The following is an 18,235-nucleotide window of genomic DNA, read 5'->3' as shown; positions in this document are numbered from 1 at the left end:
GAGATGATGTTTTTCATCTTTAAAAGAATTATACATGTTTGAACTTATACTTTCTGCTATTGTATTAGGATTCATGTTAAGCCTGGTTTTCATAGGACCTATATTTTTCCTGCTTATTGAAACCAGCTTCTCAAGAGGACCAAAACATGCTCTAGCATTGGATCTGGGGGTAATCTCCGCCGATTTATTATGTATTTTGGCGTCCTATTATGCAAGTGCGGATATAGTAACTTTAATTGACAAACATCCCGGATTTTACAGGATTACCTCCATACTTATATTTGTCTATGGTATCGTTATGATGGTCACCAGGACCAAAATGCACATGCCTGGTGAAGAAAGAATCATTAATCAGAATTATTTCAAGACATTCATTAATGGTTTTTTCTTTAATCTTTTAAATGTAGGAGTCATTCTCTTCTGGCTGGTAACGGTGATCTCGGTAAGGAATCAGTATCCGGATACCAGCAATTTCATTCTTTACATCGGGATTGTGATCGCTACGTACCTGTGTATAGATCTTGCTAAAATATTCCTGGCAAAACAATTTCACTATAAATTAACACAAAAGCTGGCCAACCAGATCAGAAGGGTTGTTGGTGGAATTCTTATTATTTTCAGTTTCTTCATCTTTTTGCAGAGTTTTAAAAAGTTCAATCAGTTTGATAAGAAATTAGAAGAAGCAGAAAAAAAAGAAGTAAAATATCAAAAGACACAATAATGAAAAATATTTTTCCGAAATCTCTGAAAAAAGGTGATAAAATAGCGGTTATTTCTCCTGCGGGAGCTGTGGATACCACTCAGCTTGAAAAGGGAATAGAAATGATCAAAAGCAGAGGTTTTGAACCTGTTTTAGGGGAACATCTGTATACTAAATTTTCTAACGGCTATAATTACGCCGGAACAGAAAAAGAAAGAATACAAGATGTCAACTGGGCTTTAAATGACAATGAAATCTCGGCGATCTGGGCTTCCAGAGGCGGATATGGATGCCAACATCTGGTTCAGCATTTAAAGCTTAACAAGTTTAAAGAACAACCGAAATGGTATATAGGATATTCAGATAATACGGTTATTCAAAGCTATTTATTGAAAAAAGGGTTTGCTTCGATTCATGGTCAAACCATTAAAACTTCCAGTTTTGGAGTTACGAATGAAAGCTATGACCTTATATTTGATATTCTAAAAGGGAAAATGCCAAAATATACTTTACAAGCCAATGAATTGAATAAACCGGGTAATTGTGAAGGAGAACTCGTTGGGGGCAATTTAGCCCTCATTTATGCCTTATTGGGAACCAAATATTCGTTTGATTTTAAAGATAAAATTTTATTCATTGAAGACATCGGTGAAAACTTCTATGCATTAGACCGTATGATCATGAGTCTTGAACTGGCCGGAGTTTTCAATAAAATCAGTGGCCTTATTGTAGGCGGAATGACCAATATGGGTGACGAAAAGGAGAATAAAAACTATGAAGAAAGCTTTGATGAATTTGCTTATCAGCTGATCTCAGACAGGCTTTCCAAATATAAATTTCCTGTTGTCTTTAGCTTTCCAAACGGGCATATCAAAGATAACAGACCATTAATTATCGGAGGAAAGGTTAAGATGAAGGTTGGGGATGAGGTAAAGGTTGATTTTTAGTAAGAATGGCTATTCACAATGATTTTGGAAAAAAAGCAGAGGATCAGGCTGTAGAATATCTGTTGAAAAACGGCTATACAATTCTTGTGAGAAACTTCCGTTTCCGGAAAGTTGAGATAGATATTATTGCAGAAAAAGACAACAGGATTGCAGTTATTGAAGTCAAGGCCCGATCTACAGATGCTTTTATGTTGCCGCAGGAAGCCGTTACCAAAACTAAAATACGGTCAATTGTTTCTGCAGCCAATCACTACATGGAAGAATTCAATAAACAGAATGAAGTCAGATTTGATATTATTTCTGTACTTCCCGATGAAAAAGGAAATTTAAGTATTGAACATATCACTGATGCTTTTGAAGCATTCGATGCCAATTAATGTAACAATTTAAAAATATAACAATGTAACAATTGATAAACTGCTACATTGATAGATTCTTACATTAAAATTTATAATTTTTATGAAAACAATATTAATTACCGGAACCACTTCCGGAATAGGGAGAGCTACTGCAGAATTACTTGCCAGACAAGGAAACAGAATTATCATTTGTGGAAGAAGAAGAGAAGCTTTAGATGCATTGAAAACAGAACTTTCCATCTTCACTGAAATATTTAGTTTACAATTCGATGTAAGAAACCTGAAAGATGTTGAAAATGCGATCAACAGCCTCCCTGAAGAATGGAAAAGCATTGATGTTCTGGTTAATAATGCAGGTAATGCGCATGGTTTAGACCCTCTCTCAGCAGGGAAAACAGATGATTGGGACTCTATGATCGACGGAAATGTAAAAGGTGTTTTATACGTATCCAAAATGCTTATTCCGGGAATGAAAGCAAGAAATTCCGGGCATATTGTTAACATCAGCTCCGTAGCGGCCAGACAAACGTATGCTAATGGTGTCGTTTATTGTGCTACTAAAAAAGCAGTAGACGTTATTTCCGAAGGAATGAGACTTGAATTAACGGAATTCGGAATCAAAGTAACCAATATTCAGCCCGGAGCAGTAGAAACGGACTTTTCTTTGGTAAGATTTAAAGGAGACAGTGAAAGAGCAGCTACTGTGTATGCAGGCTATGAAGCTTTAAAAGCGGAAGATATAGCAGATTCAATCGCCTATTGTGTAAATGCTCCAAAACATGTCTGTATTTCCGATATGACTATTTATCCTGCGGCTCAGGCTGAACCGAGAACTATTTACAGAAAATAGGATGAAAAAAGGATCACTTTTTATTCTGCTCTTTTCATTCACTTTCTGGAGCTGTCAAAATATCCGGACAAGTCCCAAAGATGAAAAACTAGTTGAAAGCATAAAGCTTTTAGACAGCTATTTGCAGAATAATGACGATCATATTGCCGATATTCTTTGTTCAGATGTATCCTTCGGACATTCCAACGGATGGGTTCAGAACCTGGAAGATTTTAAAAAGGACTTTTCTTCAAGGAAAGTGGTGTATAAACAAATCAGGCAATTGGAAATTTCCGAAATCAAAAGATATAAAAATATCGCCAGTGTCAGAAGAACAAAAAGGTTTTTGGGAGTTATAAAAACCAGGATTTTGAATTGAACTTAGCCTTATTGGAAATCTGGAAGAAAAAGAATTCTGCCTGGAAATTATGGAGCCGGCAAAGTGTCGAAATAAAGCCATAAATTTGCAAGAAATAAAGCGATTTCTATTTCGTTATTTTACAAATTAGCTTAAAAAATGAAAATTTTATACCTCGAAACCTCTTCTAAAAACTGTTCAGTAGCTATTTCGGACGATGAAAAACTATTATGTCTTTGTGAAGAAGTTTCAGAAAACTATAAACAATCCGAAAGCCTTCACACTTTTGTGGAATGGGCATTGGAGGGAGCAGGAATCTCTTTACAGGAAATTGAAGTGGTGTCTTTGGGTAAAGGACCCGGTTCTTATACAGGATTAAGAATAGGAGCTTCTTCTGCAAAAGGGTTTTGTTACGGATTAAAAATTCCGTTAATAGCTGTAAATTCATTAGAAAGCATGATAGAGCCTTTTTTGGGACAAAACTATGATTATATAGTTCCTTTGATCGATGCAAGAAGAATGGAGGTTTATACAGCCATTTATGACGGTGGAACGGGCAAGGAGATCTCAGAGACCGAAGCCAAAATTTTGAATGAGCAGTCTTTTGAAGAATTAAAAGATAAAAAAGTATTATTCGTAGGCGACGGAGCTAAAAAGACAAAGGAGATTGTACAGCTTCCGAACGCTGAGTTTAATGAGGACGTCTACCCTTCCGCGCAATATCTGATTAAAAGGACGGTGGAAAAAATAGAGAAAAAAGAGTTTGAAGATACTGCGTATTTTGAACCGTTTTATTTAAAAGATTTCCATGGGGTAAAGAAAAAGAAATCGTCAGATTCTGTATGATTTAAATATAAGTAACAACATATAAAAAGCGAAGATGATTTCATCTTCGCTTTTTATTATTGTGGTTTCGTAGGAATTGTATTATTTGGTTTGTTCATCTGCTGCTGTTGCTGCGGATTTTTATTGACAGGTTTTTGTTGGGTCTGATTAGGAACACCATTCATAGGCTGTCCGCTAAGGTTACTGGGGGAATTTTTTGGAGCGATATTCCCGTTATTCTGAGAAGGCTGCAAAGGCATATTATTTCCCGGATTCTGAGGAATTGTATTTCCTTTATTGTCTGTAGCCTGGAAGGAAAGATCACTTTTCAGGTAATTCAGCATTTCCTTCGCTTTTATTCCTTCCGGTGTTTTGGCATAATTCAAGGCAATCTGTTCCAGTTGTAAGATCATCACCTCTTTCCCGCTCGATTTCCCGGCATTAAAAGCATTCAGCAGATAGAGTTTAGGAACCAGCGCGTCTTTAGGATATGTTTGAATGGCCTGGTCTATCACAGCCTTACTTTCCTCAAACTTTTCCGACTCAAATAAGGCATAAGCTTTTTTATATTCGTTTTCCACATCTGTGGAAGACTTTACAAAGGAATTGTTCTTAGGATTTCTCGCAAATTCAGCATAAGAAGTATAAGGATAATCCGTTAGAAGGATTTGTTTAGCCCTCTCTCCTGCCTGTGGATTTTTTTCATAATTCATGGCGAAAATCTCATACAATGCTTGTAACATCACTTTTTCCTCAGGCTTGTTATCTACCAGGTCATATAACGTTTTGGTAGCTAAAGGTGTGTTGGTAAAGTAATTCTGATACATGATCCCAAGACCTAATGAAGCCGTATCCCTATCCTTTTTCAGCTGTCCTAATTTTCCGGCATCTGTTGGAATCTGCTCAATATAATAAGCCGGCTCATAACGTCTCGGATTAGGAGCGGAAGTTACTCCTAAAGCTTCGTTTTTAAGATCTTCAAGAGAGCTCATTTTTTTAGAATAACGCCAGTTATCTGCAAGAGCCCGGTCTCCCCATATTTGTTTAAATGATGCAGATCCTTTGCTCACCGTGTTCATATTGCCGAAATAAAAACCTTTGGTAGTAGTTCCGAAATCTTCAAAAGAATTCCCGCCACTATTCGCGAAAATAGAATTGGCGCTGTAATCTCCGGTATCAAAACCTTTGGCTCTTTCCGCACGTTTTCTTTCAAGCTCTTCCTTCGCTTCTTTGGCTTTCAATTTTTCAATATGCTTGGCGAAATAATCATTTCTTTGGGCATCATTCATCTTAGCTAAAGCAAGAATACTGTCGTTTTTCTTGATCAGGTAATAGTTTTTGGAAATCTTCTTGATATTTTCAGCCTGATCCTTTAACAGAAGCTTGGACGGCTCATAAGTCATTGCCACGAGTGCAGAGTCATAATAGCTCCCGGCCCCGATATAATCATTCTTTTCAAGATAAGATTTTCCAATTTCATAATAAGTAAGGCCACGAACCTGTGGATCTGAAACTTTCTCCAATAAAGATTTTCTGAAAAATTCCTGCGCTTCATCCTTTTTACCTGCCTTATTGGCCATTAAACCCAAAGCATAATAGAATTCGTTCTTCCGGGAACCATAAGTTCCTTTTTTACTGATATCCTCCAAATATTTTTTAGCTCCGTTATAATCTCCTTTTCCATTGAATGTTTTGGCAATTTCAATCTGGGATTTTACTTCAAATTCAAAATCATTGGCATATTTGTAAGCATCGAGAAAGCTTTCTCTCGCTTCTTCATTTTTACCCAATTCAGATAAGACCTGCCCTCTTAAATAAGCAATTCTGCTTTTTAGTTTTCTGTTGTTATTCAGATCAAAAGCACGTGCGAGTTCTCTGGCTGCATCTTCCTTCTTACCGGCATCTAAAAGAGCTTCGGAACTGTAAATACTTAATAATTTATCATAATTCTTATCCATTCCTTCGCTTTTCAGCCGGGCAAAAGTTTCATTAGCTTTATGATAATCCTGACGCTGTGCATAGGCAACACCCTGATAAATTTTTGCCAATGGCAATCTTTTATCGTCTTTCATGTGAGTAAACACATAATTCAAGGCATCCAATGCCTGCAGCGATTTATTCTGGTAAATTCTTGATTGCACAAGGATCATATAAGCATCAAAAATTTTTTTATTTTTCTCCTCACCGTTTTTGATAACGGAGTATTTATTGATCGCTTTTAAAGCTTTCGCTTCAGCAATTTCTAAAGGGGTGGCTCCTTTCGCATCCGGCTGGTTGGGGTCAGCTGTAAGGATACCTTCATTAGGAATCCCTGGAGTTCCGGGCATTCCGGGTGGCTTTCCCGGGGCTGTTCTGCCGTTATTGTTATTTTCGGAAGGCCTGTTGATCTCCGCCATTTTCATAGAGTTTTCGGCAAAAGCTGCAGATTGCCCCAAATCACTTCCTAAAGGCTGGTCTTCATGGGTAAGAATAGGAATATAGGGTGCATAAAAATTATCTTTATGACCTTTATCCCGGCTCGTAAATTCACTGTTTAATGCATCTTTGGCATTAAAAAGAGTGTTATAATATGTGGAAAACCCTTTCATGAACTTAGATCGCTGTTCCGGCTTTTTGGTCTTGGTAGCACAGGAAACAATGATGCACGTTGCTAAAAGGAATAAAATATTCTTTTTCATTTATTCAATATAACTCGCTAATCTGCTTTTTATTATAAGCAGTTTGATGATTTTGTAAAAATAGTAAAATTTTATATTGAAAAATATTATATTTCTTTCAGAATTTTGTAAACTAAATGGGTAGGAAGCCCCATTATCGTGTAGAAGCTGCCTGTCATTTTTTTGATCTTGGCCATACCCAGCCATTCCTGAATGCCATAGCTTCCCGCTTTATCGAAAGGCTTATAATTTTGAATATAGTATTCTATTTCTTCATCAGAAATTTTATCAAACTCCACGTCTGCTACATCTGTTTCAGTAATGGTCTTATCCATAGTTTTTACAGTAATTCCTGTATATACCTGGTGGATTTTCCCTGAAAGAGCCTTCAGTGTAGCTTTGGCGTCAGCTTCATCCGCAGGTTTTCCTAAGATCCGATCATCAATGGCTACCACTGTATCGGCCGTTAGCAGAACCTCCTCTTCTTTCAGACTTCCGTACGCCTCTGCTTTTAATAGGGAAAGATATGCTGCCGCTTCTCCTATTGTTATATTTTCCGGAATAATTTCCTCACAGTCTATCTTCACCACATCAAAACTGAATCCTAAACTAGACAGCAGTTCTTTTCTTCTGGGAGACTGGGATGCTAAAAGTATTTTCATTCTTGAGGATTAAACAGATTGGGTGTTATCATCATGCCAATTTCCCTGAACTTTCATCACCTGCTCAATTACATCGCGTACCGCACCGCTTCCCCCCTGTTTCGGAGAAATATAATGGGCAATTCCTTTGATTTCCGGGACCGCATTTTCGGGACAGGCAGCAATCGCTGAGTTTTCCATGATATGAAGATCGGGAAGATCATCTCCCATCGTTAAAATTTCCTCATTTTTTAGGTTATATTTTTTCTTGAAGTCTTCAAAATCAACCATTTTATCATGAGATTTAGGATAATAATCCTGAATACCAAGATAATTAATCCTGTGCTTTACCATTTCGTCGTTCCCGCCAGTGATCACTCCTATTAAATAATTGTTTTTTAAAGCTTTAACCACCGCATAACCATCAAGCACATTCATAACCCTGCACATATTTCCTCCGGGAAGAAGATAAACGCTTCCGTCGGTAAAAACACCATCCACATCAAATACAAATGCCTTAATATCTTTTAATTTCTCTTTATAACTCATACATTTTTTTAATAGAGTGATTCATTGTTTTATAAATTTCAAGGCTTTCCCCTTGTAATAACTGCTCATGCAACTGCAGAACCCTTGCATCGTTTCTCACAGCAGGTCCTGTTTGTGCAGATTTCGGATCAATTTCATGGATCTTCTGAACCGTTTCATCAATCAAAGGCAAAAAATAATCGAACGGAATTTGCTGCGAATCTGAAATTTCTTTAGCTCTTGAGAAAAGATGATTTACAAAATTACAGGCAAAAACAGCTGTAAGGTGGATATATTTTCTCTTTTCATGGGAGCTTTCCATTATATTTTCCGAAATTTTGGATGCGATTTCAAAAAGCAGTTCTTTGTCTGTCTCATTTTCTGTTTCTATGAAAAAAGGAATTTTTTTATAGTCCAGCTCTTTAGACTTTGAAAAGGTTTGTAATGGATAAAAGCTTGCCTTTCTATACTCCCCTGTTAAAACTTCTTTGGGCAAAGAGCCGGAAGTATGCGCAACAAGACAATCCTTTTTATCGATGAGTTTGGAAACATTTTCCACAGAATTATCACTTACACAGATGATATAGAGATCTGCCTCGTCCAGTTTTTCTGCAGAATAAGGAATGTTCAGTTCATCAGAGATTTTCTTTACCTCTTTTTCATTCCTCGCAAATAGTTGAGCTAAAGGGATGCCGTTCAGAACAAAAGCTTTTGCCAGATGATAGGCAACATTTCCGGAACCGATAATTACAGTTTGCATATAACAAAGATAATATTTTGCGTTGAGTTAGAAAAGACGATGGGAGAAAGGAAAGCGGAGCTTTTGAAAAATCCGCCTATTGTCTGCGACGTAAAGCTTATGATGTAACTACCTGATATTATTTTAAATATTTGGACTAAAAATTGAATAGTTAATTTAACTTTTAGATATTTTTGTAATCCAAAACAATGAAAGCATCTTATGAAGATTAAGGACGCAGAGATTATTGCGCTCATGCAGAATCCACGGACCCAGGACAAAGGGTTGCGTGCGCTGATGGATGCTTATCAGAGTAGATTGTATTGGCATATAAGAAGAATTACTGTGGATGGTGCCCTTGCGGAAGATACCTTGCAGGAAACATTCATTAAGGCGTATCAGAATTTTCATCAGTTCAAAAATGACAGCCAATTGTATACATGGCTGTACAGGATTGCTACCAACGAAGCGTTACAGCAGATCAATAAGCTTAAAAAGATGCAAAAAACGGATGAAGATGCGGAATATCACATGCAGAATCTCGTAGCAGACAATGCGGAAAATGATGCGGAAGAAATACAAATATTATTACAGAATGCTATACAAAGCCTGCCCGAAAAACAGAAACTGGTATTTATGATGAGGTATTATGATGATTTGCCCTATGAGGAAATATCTAAAATTGTGGATATGTCTGTAGGGACTTTAAAAACAAATTATCATTACGCCAAACAAAAAATAGAAGAATATATCAAGGAAAATTACGAAAGATAATTTTTGACAACAAAGAGATGAAAGAGTTCGATATAGAAAAGCTAGAACGAAAGAATATTTACAAAGTTACGGATCAATTGTTTGAAAACATTCAGGAAAAGGTAATGAGCGAGGTAAAAGTGGAGAAAAAAGCACCAATCATCAGAATGAATTGGGCATATGCTGTTGCGGCTGCTATCGCTTTGATTTTTGGAATTACTTTTGTTGTAAACCCAAGCGATGGCTCAACAGAAAATATCAATTCTGCGAATTCATATGCTGCCAATAACCAAACCGCTAAAACGGAAAGCGAGCTGGCTTATGAAACATTGAAGGCAGATTTAACTTCTGTTGAAAATAATAATCAAACAATTGAAAACCAAGAAAGTAAGAATACTGCCTATATGCAGAAAGCTCCCACTGAAAAGGTGGCTCCAACAGTAAAGGCAGTTTCAAAACAAGAAGAAACTCAGATGAACGAATATTTGGATTCATTTACCAATTCTGAAATTTCGGAATTAGCAAATAATTCAACCCAGGATGTTTATTTGGATTTATATAACTAAAAGGAAGATGAAAAAGATATTATTTACACTTTTTATAGTCTATAGTTTTGGCTTGAACGCTCAAAGGACGGATTATGACTGGAAAAAAATGGATCCAAAACAAAGAAAAGAAGTAATAAATAATCTTTCTCCGGAGGAAAGAAAGGAACTTTTAACAAAGTTCAGGAACAATATGGTGATGGATAACCTGAATATTGATCCCGGAGATAAGGCTGAATTTACGGCAGTTTATAATGAATATCTGGAAAGCCAGAAACAAATAAAAAGCCAGTTTGATCCTAACTTCAACCCTGAAACATTGTCGGATGAAGAAGCCAAGCTAAAATTACAGCAAAGCTTTGAAGTAGGGCAAAAACTGCTAGATAATAGAAAAAAATATGCTGATAAAATGCAGCAGGTAATTCCTTGCCAAAAAGTTTTGAAGCTATTCCAGTCTGAGGGAATGATGAGAGATAAGATGAATGAAAGAAAACCTCACGGAAAAACTTCAAAAAACAGACAAAACCCATAATAGTTTATTTTTTTAATGTTGGACGACTCTTGTAATTTTATTGCGAGAGTCGTTTAATTTTAAAGGATCATAAGAAGTTTACTATTTTTGCGAAAAATAAAATATGAAAAAAATTATACTGTTCTTTTTATTTTCTATTTCCATATTGGGGCAAAAAACGGAAACCATTGATCTTAAAGGAAATATAAAGGACAAAAAAGGAATGGTGAAGTCTCTTACAATGATAGACAACAGGCCGGATAAAAAAATAGGACAATTAACCTTTAAAGATAATATGGTAAATGTTCATTTCAATGATGAAGATTTAAAAAGCCATATAGAAAAATGGTTTTCAGAAAATAATAAAGAAAAGGGAAGTACAGATATTGTTTTGATGCTGGAAGACCTTAAAGTGTATGATGAACTGGATAATGGGCAGAAGCGTGCTTTTGGGAAGGCTAAGATTAAAATTTCAAGTTTTTTAAAGAGAAATGATAAATATTATTTCATTAACCGTTACGATAATGTAATTGTCTCTGATCCACTGAGAACGGCCAATATGCCAAAATACCTGGCCAATTCTATTTCTGAAATTATCACTGAAATTATTAAAGCGTCTTTTACTGCCTCTGTTTCAGGGCAGTATATTCCTGAAAATGAGATCAATAATTATAATGCCTATTTAATTAAAAATAATACGGCATATAATGCTTCCGTATTAAAAGACGGTGTTTATAAAGATTTTAAAAGCTTTTCAATGCAGGAACCGGCTTTCGGGTATTATACGGAGAAAAATAGAAAAGGGGATGTTGTAAGAGTAAAATATAAAGATGAGCAAATTCCCCTGGATCAGATTTTTGGATATGTAGAAGCAGGGAAAGCTTTTCGTTTAACACCTGTAGGATTTCTGGAAATGTCCAAAGATGATAAAGGCTTCTATATTGTAGCATCCAGAACAGATCTTTTTGCTCAAACACAAACGGGAGGAATGTTTGTAGGAGCCATTGCCGGAGGAGTTGTGGGAGCGCTTATCGGAGCCGCTGTTGATTCAGGAAAAAATAAAGGTGCAATTCCCGCAATTGGTTTTAGATCAACTACATTATCAAATGTTTATGTAGATTCACTAACAGGATTATATATCTTTGAGAAGTAAACTATACGTAAAGAAAGATTATCTTAATTTTACTCAAATTTAAAGACTCAATGATAAAAAAATTACTATTCCTGTTATTTCCCTATTTTATTTTTGGGCAAAAAACACAATTTATAGAGCTTAGAAACAGCATTAAAGATAGAAGCCATTCGGCTAAGTCCCTCACTTTACTTGACAGAAGAGAAGATAAAGCCATAGGAACTGTTTCCCACAGAGACGAGCCCTATGAGGTAAAATTTGAAAAAGAAGATCTTGAAAAATTATTCTCAGATTGGTTTATAGAGGATAATAAAGAACAAGGGAACAAAGAATATTTTCTTATGCTGGAAGAATTAAAAGTACATGATATTCCAACAGAAAAATCAGTAAAGGGGCATTTAAAAATGCAAATGGCTACTTTTTTAAGGAAAAATGACAATATTATTTTTTAAAAAAATTCAAAATTTCAAAAGATTATACGCAGAAAGATTTTGCCTATATTACCAGAGCTATAGCAGCCAGGATATCATCAGAAATGACGAATATTGTTAAGGAATCGTATAAAGAACCTATATTGAATATCTCCATTTCTGAGAACGAGCTTGAGAATTACGAAAATGCTATATCAGAAAAAATGCCAATTTTTAGTTCCAATCCTTTTATAGATGGTGTTTATACAGATTACGAATCTTTTGCACAACAAAAACCGGATAAAGAGCTGGTTGTAAAAAAGAATAAAAATGGTGAGATTAAAGGAGTGAAAAGGATTGATGATTATGATAATTTTAAAGCAATTTTTGCAGTTGTAGATAATGGAATTGCTTATAAAAGAACTCCGACAAGTCTTATTGAGGTTGAAAAAGATAATGACGGATATTTTATCATAGCATCCGAAGAAGAGATCTTTCCGCAGCAAAATACATCAACTATTGTAGGAGCAGCAACAGGCGGGGCAATAGGAGGGATAGTTGGAGCTGTAATGGATGTTGTTGCTGCAAAAATTCGTAGGCAAAATGCAACCTATCATAGAGTAGGAATTGATAAGCTTACAGGAGAATATATCTTACCAGAAGGTTTTCGTAAATATAAATAGAAGGATTAAAGAAAAGTATATATCGATCCGTTAACCAGGAAATATGATTTTCCTATGGATCCATAAAATTAATTTCACACTATAAAATCAGGAGAGACGATATTGTCCCTCCTTTTTTTTATCTTTGCCAATTACAAGGTTCTTAAATGAAAAACATACGAAATTTTTGCATAATCGCCCATATCGACCACGGTAAGAGTACTTTGGCAGATCGTCTTTTGGAATATACAAATACTGTTTCTCAAAGAGAGTTACAGGCTCAGACTTTAGATGATATGGATTTGGAAAAGGAACGCGGGATCACTATTAAGTCTCACGCAATCCAGATGGATTATGAATACAAAGGAGAGAAATATATCTTAAACCTTATTGATACCCCGGGACACGTGGACTTTTCTTACGAGGTTTCCCGTTCCATTGCGGCTTGTGAAGGAGCGCTTCTTATTGTGGATGCTGCGCAAAGTATTCAGGCACAGACGATTAGTAATCTTTACTTAGCACTGGAAAATGATTTGACGATCATTCCGATTCTTAATAAAATTGATTTACCTTCTGCCAATCCTGAAGAAGTAACAGATGAGATCATGAACCTGATCGGTTGTGAATATGAAGATGTACTGAGAGTTTCAGGGAAAACAGGAGAAGGGGTTCATAATTTGCTGGAACAGATCGTTGAAAGAATTCCCGCACCGGTTGGAGATCCGGACGCACCGCTTCAGGCATTGATCTTTGACTCCGTTTATAATCCGTTCAGAGGTATCGAGGCTTACTTCAAAGTAGTGAATGGAAGCATAAGAAAAGGAGAGAAAGTAAAGTTCATGGCGACAGATAAAACCTATGAAGCTGACGAAGTAGGAACATTGAAATTGAAACAGGCTCCTAAAAAAGAGATTTTAACAGGAGACGTGGGGTATATTATTTCCGGAATCAAAGATGCCAGAGAAGTAAAAGTGGGAGATACGATTACTTCTGCTGAAAAACCGGCATCAGCCCCTATTGAAGGGTTTGAGGAAGTAAAGCCAATGGTTTTTGCTGGTATTTATCCAATTGATTCTGAGGATTTCGAAGAATTAAGATTCTCTCTTGAAAAATTAAGATTGAATGATGCTTCTTTGGTTTTCGAACCTGAAAGCTCTGCTGCCCTTGGTTTCGGTTTCCGTTGCGGATTCCTGGGAATGCTTCATATGGAAATTGTTCAGGAAAGACTTGACAGAGAGTTCAATATGAATGTGATTACCACGGTTCCGAACGTATCTTATTTCGGATATTCTAAAAAAGAACCGGAAACACCTATACTGATCAACAATCCGTCTGAAATGATGGACCCTTCGATTCTTGACAGAGTAGAAGAACCATACATTAAGGCATCAATTATTACAAAATCCGATTTCGTAGGTTCTGTAATGACGTTGTGTATAGAAAAAAGAGGAGAAATTGTTAATCAGAGTTACCTAACATCAGACAGGGTAGAGCTGATCTTCAATATGCCTTTGGCAGAAGTTGTTTTTGACTTTTATGACAGGCTGAAATCCATTTCCAAAGGTTATGCTTCTTTTGATTATCATCCGATCGGTTTCAGAGCTTCCAAGCTCGTAAAAATGGATATTCTGATCAACGGAGATATGGTGGATGCGCTTTCTTCATTAATTCACGACAGTAATGCCTATCATATCGGTAAAAAGATGTGTGAAAAGCTTCGTGAGCTGATTCCGAGACAACAGTTTGATATTGCTGTTCAGGCGGCTTTGGGAACGAAGGTTATTGCGAGAGAAACGATCAAAGCTTTAAGAAAAGATGTTACCGCAAAATGTTACGGAGGGGATATTTCCAGAAAACGTAAGCTATTGGAAAAGCAGAAAGAAGGTAAAAAGAAAATGAAGCAGATTGGAAGGGTAGAAGTACCACAGTCTGCATTTATGGCCGTATTAAAGCTAAACGACTAATATAAAAAAAGACCGATTATAATCGGTCTTTTTACTTTTAAATCTATGTTATATATTTTTTCTGAAAGTAATTTGTAAACAGAGCATTACTTCTTGCGGACAAAGTTGATCTCCATTGTTTTAAACTCTTTTCCCGTTTTGGAATCGGGTCCGAACATTTCCAGTTTTTGGTTATTATCATCAATGAATGTATAAACTTCCCTTACATCACAATCTTTACCAGGTCGGGCAGGATCCGTCATTTTTCCTTTGAACTCAATAGATTTGTTAGCAGCATTCCATTCTCCTTCCATATACATTACGCCGGTTCCCATATTGTCGATCCAGGTGCTTATGAATTTTTTCTTGCTGTTATCATATCCTGTCGTACTCATTCCTTCGAAAGGCATACCCATAAAACTACCTTTATGTTCACTTATTTGGTAGCGTCCGCCGAAAACCATTTTATTGATGCACTCAGAAGTACTTTTCATAGGTTGTCCGCCTTCCTCCATCCACATGGTATTTTCGCCGGTCCAGGTGCCGTCAGACTTGGCTAACATTTTGTGCATATCTCCGGGAGTAGCAAATTCCATCCAGGCTTTGGTTGCCGTGGCAGAATCTACCGGTTTCCAATCAGTATTTGCTGTTGCAGAATCTGTTTTACCAGTAGTTTTTGTGGTATCGGTTTTTCCTTTCTCACAGGCGATCAGTAAAAAAACAGTACTGAAAGCCAATAGTAAATTTTTCATAATCGTTTAGTTTTAAGTTGTTTATAAATGTAGTAAATTTATTTTGATTCAAAATTCTTTTTTAATGCCTGTCAATTAATTTCTAAATCGTAATTTTGTGTATTCATAACGCAAATAAGCTATGCAGAATATAAAAGTTGCCGTAGATGCAGTTATTTTCGGTTATTTTGACAAAAAAGACCTGCAAATTCTTTTAATCAAAAGAAAGATAGATCCTTTTAAAGGAGAATGGGCGCTTCCCGGCGGATTGGTAATGGATGATGAAAGTGTGGATGATGCGGTCAAGAGAGAATTATATGAAGAAGCAGGAATACAACCTGATTTTCTGGAACAGCTTTATACTTTCGGAGATGTAGGAAGAGATCCAAGAAACAGAGTAGTTTCTGTAGCGTATTTAGGGCTTGTTAACCCGTCTTATCATGAATTGTTTGCCGATTCTGATGCAGAGGATGCCCAATGGTTCAGCGTCAATAAACTGCCGAAGCTAGCTTTCGATCACAAAAAGATCATAGATACTGCGCTTAAAAGATTGCGCACCAAAATTCAATATCAGCCAATCGGTTTTAATCTTCTCAATGAAGAATTTCCTTTTTCAGACCTTGAAAACCTTTATAAAACCATTGTAGGGCAGGAAATCGACCGCAGAAACTTCCGTAAAAAAATTATGAGTTATGGGCTCCTTAATGAAACCAATAATGTAAAAAAGGAAGGGAGTGGCAGACCGGGTAAACTTTTTACTTTCAATCAGGAAAAGTATAAAGAGCTTGAAGAGCAAGGATTTTATTTTGAAATAAAATAGTTTTCAAAGAAAAAAAATATTACTGAAAATCAATTACTTAATTTATTAGTGTAAAATAAACGCAAATAAATTTGGACAGGAAAATTGTTTTAATTAAATTTGTGTAAAAATAACGCAATTAATAAATTGTATCAAAAGAGTAGAAGATTCTCATGCAATTTTCAATTAGCGTAAAAATAACACAAATATCAATTTAAAAACATAAAGCTATGTTTGGTTTCAGACACATCAAATTCGATTCAATGACCTATGTTCTTCATTTTAAAAATGGAGGGGTCGTAAGAGAAGGAAGAGGTTTATCATTCTTCTATTTTGCTCCAAACAGCTCCATCATTGCTATTCCGATGGGAAGTAATGATCTGCCGTTCATTTTCAATGAAAATACGTTCGATTATCAGACGGTAAAAATTCAGGGACAGATCAGCTATAAGATCACAGATCCGAAAGCGCTTTCCAATACTTTGGATTTTACGGTAAACGAAGAAGGAATTTATAAGAAAAATGATATTGAAAAACTGAATCAAAGGATCATCAATCTTGCACAAACTTCCACATCATCATTTATTCATGATCTGAACTTAAAAGACGCCATCCGTTCCGCTAAAGATATAGAAGGAAATATCCTGGAAGGATTAATGGCTTCAGAAGCGGTTCAAACCATGGGTATAGAAATTTTGGGAGTGAGTATTCTGGCGGTACAGGCCACTCCTGAAATGGCAAGAGCATTGGAGACAGAAACAAGAGAAAAACTACAGCAACAGGCAGATGAAGCAGTATATGAAAGAAGGAATTTTGCGGTAGAACAAGAAAGAAAGATCAAGGAATCCGAGCTTAACACAGAAATCGCTGTAGAAGAAAAACAAAAGCAGATTGATGAAAAAAGAATGGAAGCGGAAGTTCAGAAAGAAGAAAACAGCAGAATCCTGAGAGAAATGAAGATTGCCGCAGATATTGCCGTTGAAAACCAAAGAAAAGAACTGATTGATCAAAAAACGGAAAACGACAGAAAAGAAGCGGAAACCAAAGGATATGCTCTCGAAGCTGCGTTGAAGCCTTATAAAGAATTGGACTGGAGAGTTTTAACGGCTTTAAACAGTAACCAGGATGCCAAATCAAGTATTGCTTTAGCTTTTAGAGAACTGGCGGAGAACGCAGGTAAAATAGGAACACTTAACATCAGTCCGGACTTATTGGAAACATTGCTCACTGAAAAGTAACAGAAAAGATAATCTCGTGAAACCAGAATATGCCATCATTGTTAAAAATAAAACGAGACTGGAATCTTTGATCGAAAGATTCAATACCAAAGCTCAGGCCCGGTTTTATATTGAAAGTTCAGGTGGAGATTTCCGGGAATATGTGGAAGAGCATGAAAGATTTTATCAGTCCTTCATGGAAGTTCAGACCAAACTGTCCAAAGTGATCAAAAATAAAGTGGTGGAAAAAGAATTTGTTCCTTCCTATATTTTCTCTGAAAAAAATATGATTATCGTGATTGGTCAGGACGGATTGGTCGCCAATGTGGCCAAATATTCTAAGCATATTCCCATTATAGCAATTAATCCTGACGAAGAAAGGTATGATGGCGTATTGCTTCCGTTTAATCCACAAAACTTTTTAAATGGAGTAAATGGGGTGATTAACGAAAGTTGTAAAGTAAAAAAGATGAGGTTTGCGGAAGCAGTTTTGAATGACGGACAAAAATTACTCGCTGTTAATGATCTGTTCATCGGAATTTCTTCCCATAGTTCTGCGAGATACAAAATTATGCTGAACGGAAAAGAAGAAGTCCATTCCTCCAGTGGAATTATAGTTTCTACAAAAACGGGAAGTACAGGATGGCTAAGCTCCATTTTTAATATGGCTTACGGAATTTTAGGATCCATAAAACTCGGATATCCTACAATGAAGGAGGAAGATTTGTATTTTGCAGTAAGAGAACCTTTTAAAAGCATCAGAACACAAACAGAAATTTGTGGAGGTAAATTGAAAAAAGGAAATAAGCTGATTGTAGAATCTTTAATGCCAAATAATGGCTTTATATTTAGTGATGGAATTGAGCAGGATTTTCTGCAGTTTAACAGTGGAGCAACGGCAGAAATAAAGTTTTCTGATGAGGAAGCGGTTTTGGTAATGAATTAAAAA

General features: G+C 36.2%; 21 protein-coding genes. 16 read left to right on the top strand and 5 right to left on the bottom strand.

Translation table 11 applies throughout. The features are described 5' to 3' along the window. Positions 1-34: 34 nt before the first annotated feature. The 6 genes from ACGHIN_RS00400 (at position 35) to tsaB (ending at position 4,039) form a co-directional block, all read left to right on the top strand. Positions 35-721 carry a LysE family translocator gene (locus ACGHIN_RS00400; RefSeq protein ID WP_390450037.1) on the top strand — a complete coding sequence of 229 codons (687 nt, stop codon included), beginning with the start codon at positions 35-37 and terminating at the stop codon, positions 719-721. Continuing rightward, positions 721-1,647, top strand: coding sequence for a S66 peptidase family protein (locus ACGHIN_RS00395; protein WP_390450036.1), 927 nt, complete (start codon positions 721-723; stop codon positions 1,645-1,647). The genes ACGHIN_RS00400 and ACGHIN_RS00395 overlap by 1 nt, the downstream gene beginning before the upstream one ends. Before the next feature lie 5 nt (positions 1,648-1,652). Further along, entirely contained in the window at positions 1,653-2,024 is a 372-nt protein-coding gene (locus ACGHIN_RS00390) for a YraN family protein (RefSeq protein WP_390450035.1), read from the top strand. 82 nt (positions 2,025-2,106) lie between these two features. Further along, positions 2,107-2,856 (top strand): SDR family NAD(P)-dependent oxidoreductase, encoded by a 750-nt coding sequence (locus ACGHIN_RS00385; protein WP_390450034.1) that lies wholly within the window; start codon positions 2,107-2,109, stop codon positions 2,854-2,856. A 1-nt stretch (position 2,857) separates the two neighbouring features. Continuing rightward, a complete protein-coding gene (locus ACGHIN_RS00380) occupies positions 2,858-3,214 on the top strand; it encodes a hypothetical protein (protein WP_390450033.1) in 357 nt (118 codons plus the stop codon). A 138-nt stretch (positions 3,215-3,352) separates the two neighbouring features. Beyond that, positions 3,353-4,039 carry a tRNA (adenosine(37)-N6)-threonylcarbamoyltransferase complex dimerization subunit type 1 TsaB gene (gene tsaB / locus ACGHIN_RS00375; protein WP_390450032.1) on the top strand — a complete coding sequence of 229 codons (687 nt, stop codon included), beginning with the start codon at positions 3,353-3,355 and terminating at the stop codon, positions 4,037-4,039. Positions 4,040-4,095: 56 nt separating this feature from the next. Here tsaB and porW read toward each other — a convergent pair whose 3' ends face one another. From porW to ACGHIN_RS00355, 4 genes are all read right to left on the bottom strand, one after another. Further along, positions 4,096-6,696, bottom strand: coding sequence for a type IX secretion system periplasmic lipoprotein PorW/SprE (gene porW / locus ACGHIN_RS00370; RefSeq protein WP_390450031.1), 2,601 nt, complete (start codon positions 6,694-6,696; stop codon positions 4,096-4,098). A gap of 86 nt (positions 6,697-6,782) precedes the next feature. Next, positions 6,783-7,337 carry a Maf family protein gene (locus tag ACGHIN_RS00365; RefSeq protein WP_390450030.1) on the bottom strand — a complete coding sequence of 185 codons (555 nt, stop codon included), beginning with the start codon at positions 7,335-7,337 and terminating at the stop codon, positions 6,783-6,785. 9 nt (positions 7,338-7,346) lie between these two features. Continuing rightward, a complete protein-coding gene (locus ACGHIN_RS00360; protein ID WP_390450029.1) occupies positions 7,347-7,865 on the bottom strand; it encodes a KdsC family phosphatase in 519 nt (172 codons plus the stop codon). Next, positions 7,855-8,604, bottom strand: a complete 750-nt coding sequence (locus ACGHIN_RS00355; protein WP_390450028.1) for a Rossmann-like and DUF2520 domain-containing protein — start codon at positions 8,602-8,604, stop codon at positions 7,855-7,857. The genes ACGHIN_RS00360 and ACGHIN_RS00355 overlap by 11 nt, the downstream gene beginning before the upstream one ends. A gap of 201 nt (positions 8,605-8,805) precedes the next feature. Between ACGHIN_RS00355 and ACGHIN_RS00350 the strand changes: the two genes are divergently transcribed. The 7 genes from ACGHIN_RS00350 to lepA all read left to right on the top strand — a co-directional run bounded on the left by ACGHIN_RS00350 (position 8,806) and on the right by lepA (position 14,560). Next, positions 8,806-9,357 carry an RNA polymerase sigma factor gene (locus tag ACGHIN_RS00350; RefSeq protein WP_390450027.1) on the top strand — a complete coding sequence of 184 codons (552 nt, stop codon included), beginning with the start codon at positions 8,806-8,808 and terminating at the stop codon, positions 9,355-9,357. Positions 9,358-9,374: 17 nt separating this feature from the next. After that, positions 9,375-9,902, top strand: a complete 528-nt coding sequence (locus tag ACGHIN_RS00345) for a hypothetical protein (RefSeq protein WP_390450026.1) — start codon at positions 9,375-9,377, stop codon at positions 9,900-9,902. 7 nt (positions 9,903-9,909) lie between these two features. Continuing rightward, on the top strand, positions 9,910-10,413 hold the full coding sequence (locus ACGHIN_RS00340) for a hypothetical protein (protein WP_390450025.1): 504 nt from the start codon (positions 9,910-9,912) through the stop codon (positions 10,411-10,413). Positions 10,414-10,516: 103 nt separating this feature from the next. After that, on the top strand, positions 10,517-11,545 hold the full coding sequence (locus ACGHIN_RS00335) for a glycine zipper 2TM domain-containing protein (RefSeq protein ID WP_390450024.1): 1,029 nt from the start codon (positions 10,517-10,519) through the stop codon (positions 11,543-11,545). Between the two features lie 50 nt (positions 11,546-11,595). Then, positions 11,596-11,976 (top strand): hypothetical protein, encoded by a 381-nt coding sequence (locus tag ACGHIN_RS00330; RefSeq protein ID WP_390450023.1) that lies wholly within the window; start codon positions 11,596-11,598, stop codon positions 11,974-11,976. 83 nt (positions 11,977-12,059) lie between these two features. Then, positions 12,060-12,617, top strand: coding sequence for a hypothetical protein (locus tag ACGHIN_RS00325; RefSeq protein WP_390450022.1), 558 nt, complete (start codon positions 12,060-12,062; stop codon positions 12,615-12,617). A gap of 146 nt (positions 12,618-12,763) precedes the next feature. Further along, a complete protein-coding gene (lepA, locus tag ACGHIN_RS00320; protein WP_390450021.1) occupies positions 12,764-14,560 on the top strand; it encodes a translation elongation factor 4 in 1,797 nt (598 codons plus the stop codon). An 86-nt stretch (positions 14,561-14,646) separates the two neighbouring features. Here the strand turns inward: lepA and ACGHIN_RS00315 are convergent, their stop codons facing one another. After that, positions 14,647-15,291, bottom strand: a complete 645-nt coding sequence (locus ACGHIN_RS00315) for a DUF1579 domain-containing protein (protein ID WP_390450020.1) — start codon at positions 15,289-15,291, stop codon at positions 14,647-14,649. 121 nt (positions 15,292-15,412) lie between these two features. Here ACGHIN_RS00315 and ACGHIN_RS00310 point away from each other — a divergent pair, with 121 nt between their 5' ends. From ACGHIN_RS00310 to ACGHIN_RS00300, 3 genes are all read left to right on the top strand, one after another. Beyond that, positions 15,413-16,090 (top strand): NUDIX hydrolase, encoded by a 678-nt coding sequence (locus tag ACGHIN_RS00310; RefSeq protein WP_390450019.1) that lies wholly within the window; start codon positions 15,413-15,415, stop codon positions 16,088-16,090. A gap of 209 nt (positions 16,091-16,299) precedes the next feature. After that, a complete protein-coding gene (locus tag ACGHIN_RS00305) occupies positions 16,300-17,307 on the top strand; it encodes an SPFH domain-containing protein (protein ID WP_390450018.1) in 1,008 nt (335 codons plus the stop codon). 16 nt (positions 17,308-17,323) lie between these two features. Next, positions 17,324-18,232, top strand: a complete 909-nt coding sequence (locus tag ACGHIN_RS00300) for a diacylglycerol kinase catalytic domain-containing protein (RefSeq protein WP_390450017.1) — start codon at positions 17,324-17,326, stop codon at positions 18,230-18,232. Positions 18,233-18,235: the final 3 nt, after the last annotated feature.

It is taken from the genome of Chryseobacterium barbadense (assembly GCF_042849955.1).
Taxonomy (GTDB): domain Bacteria; phylum Bacteroidota; class Bacteroidia; order Flavobacteriales; family Weeksellaceae; genus Chryseobacterium.
The sequence above is the reverse complement of the archived record's forward strand: the minus strand, read 5'-3'. Positions and strand labels throughout refer to the sequence as shown.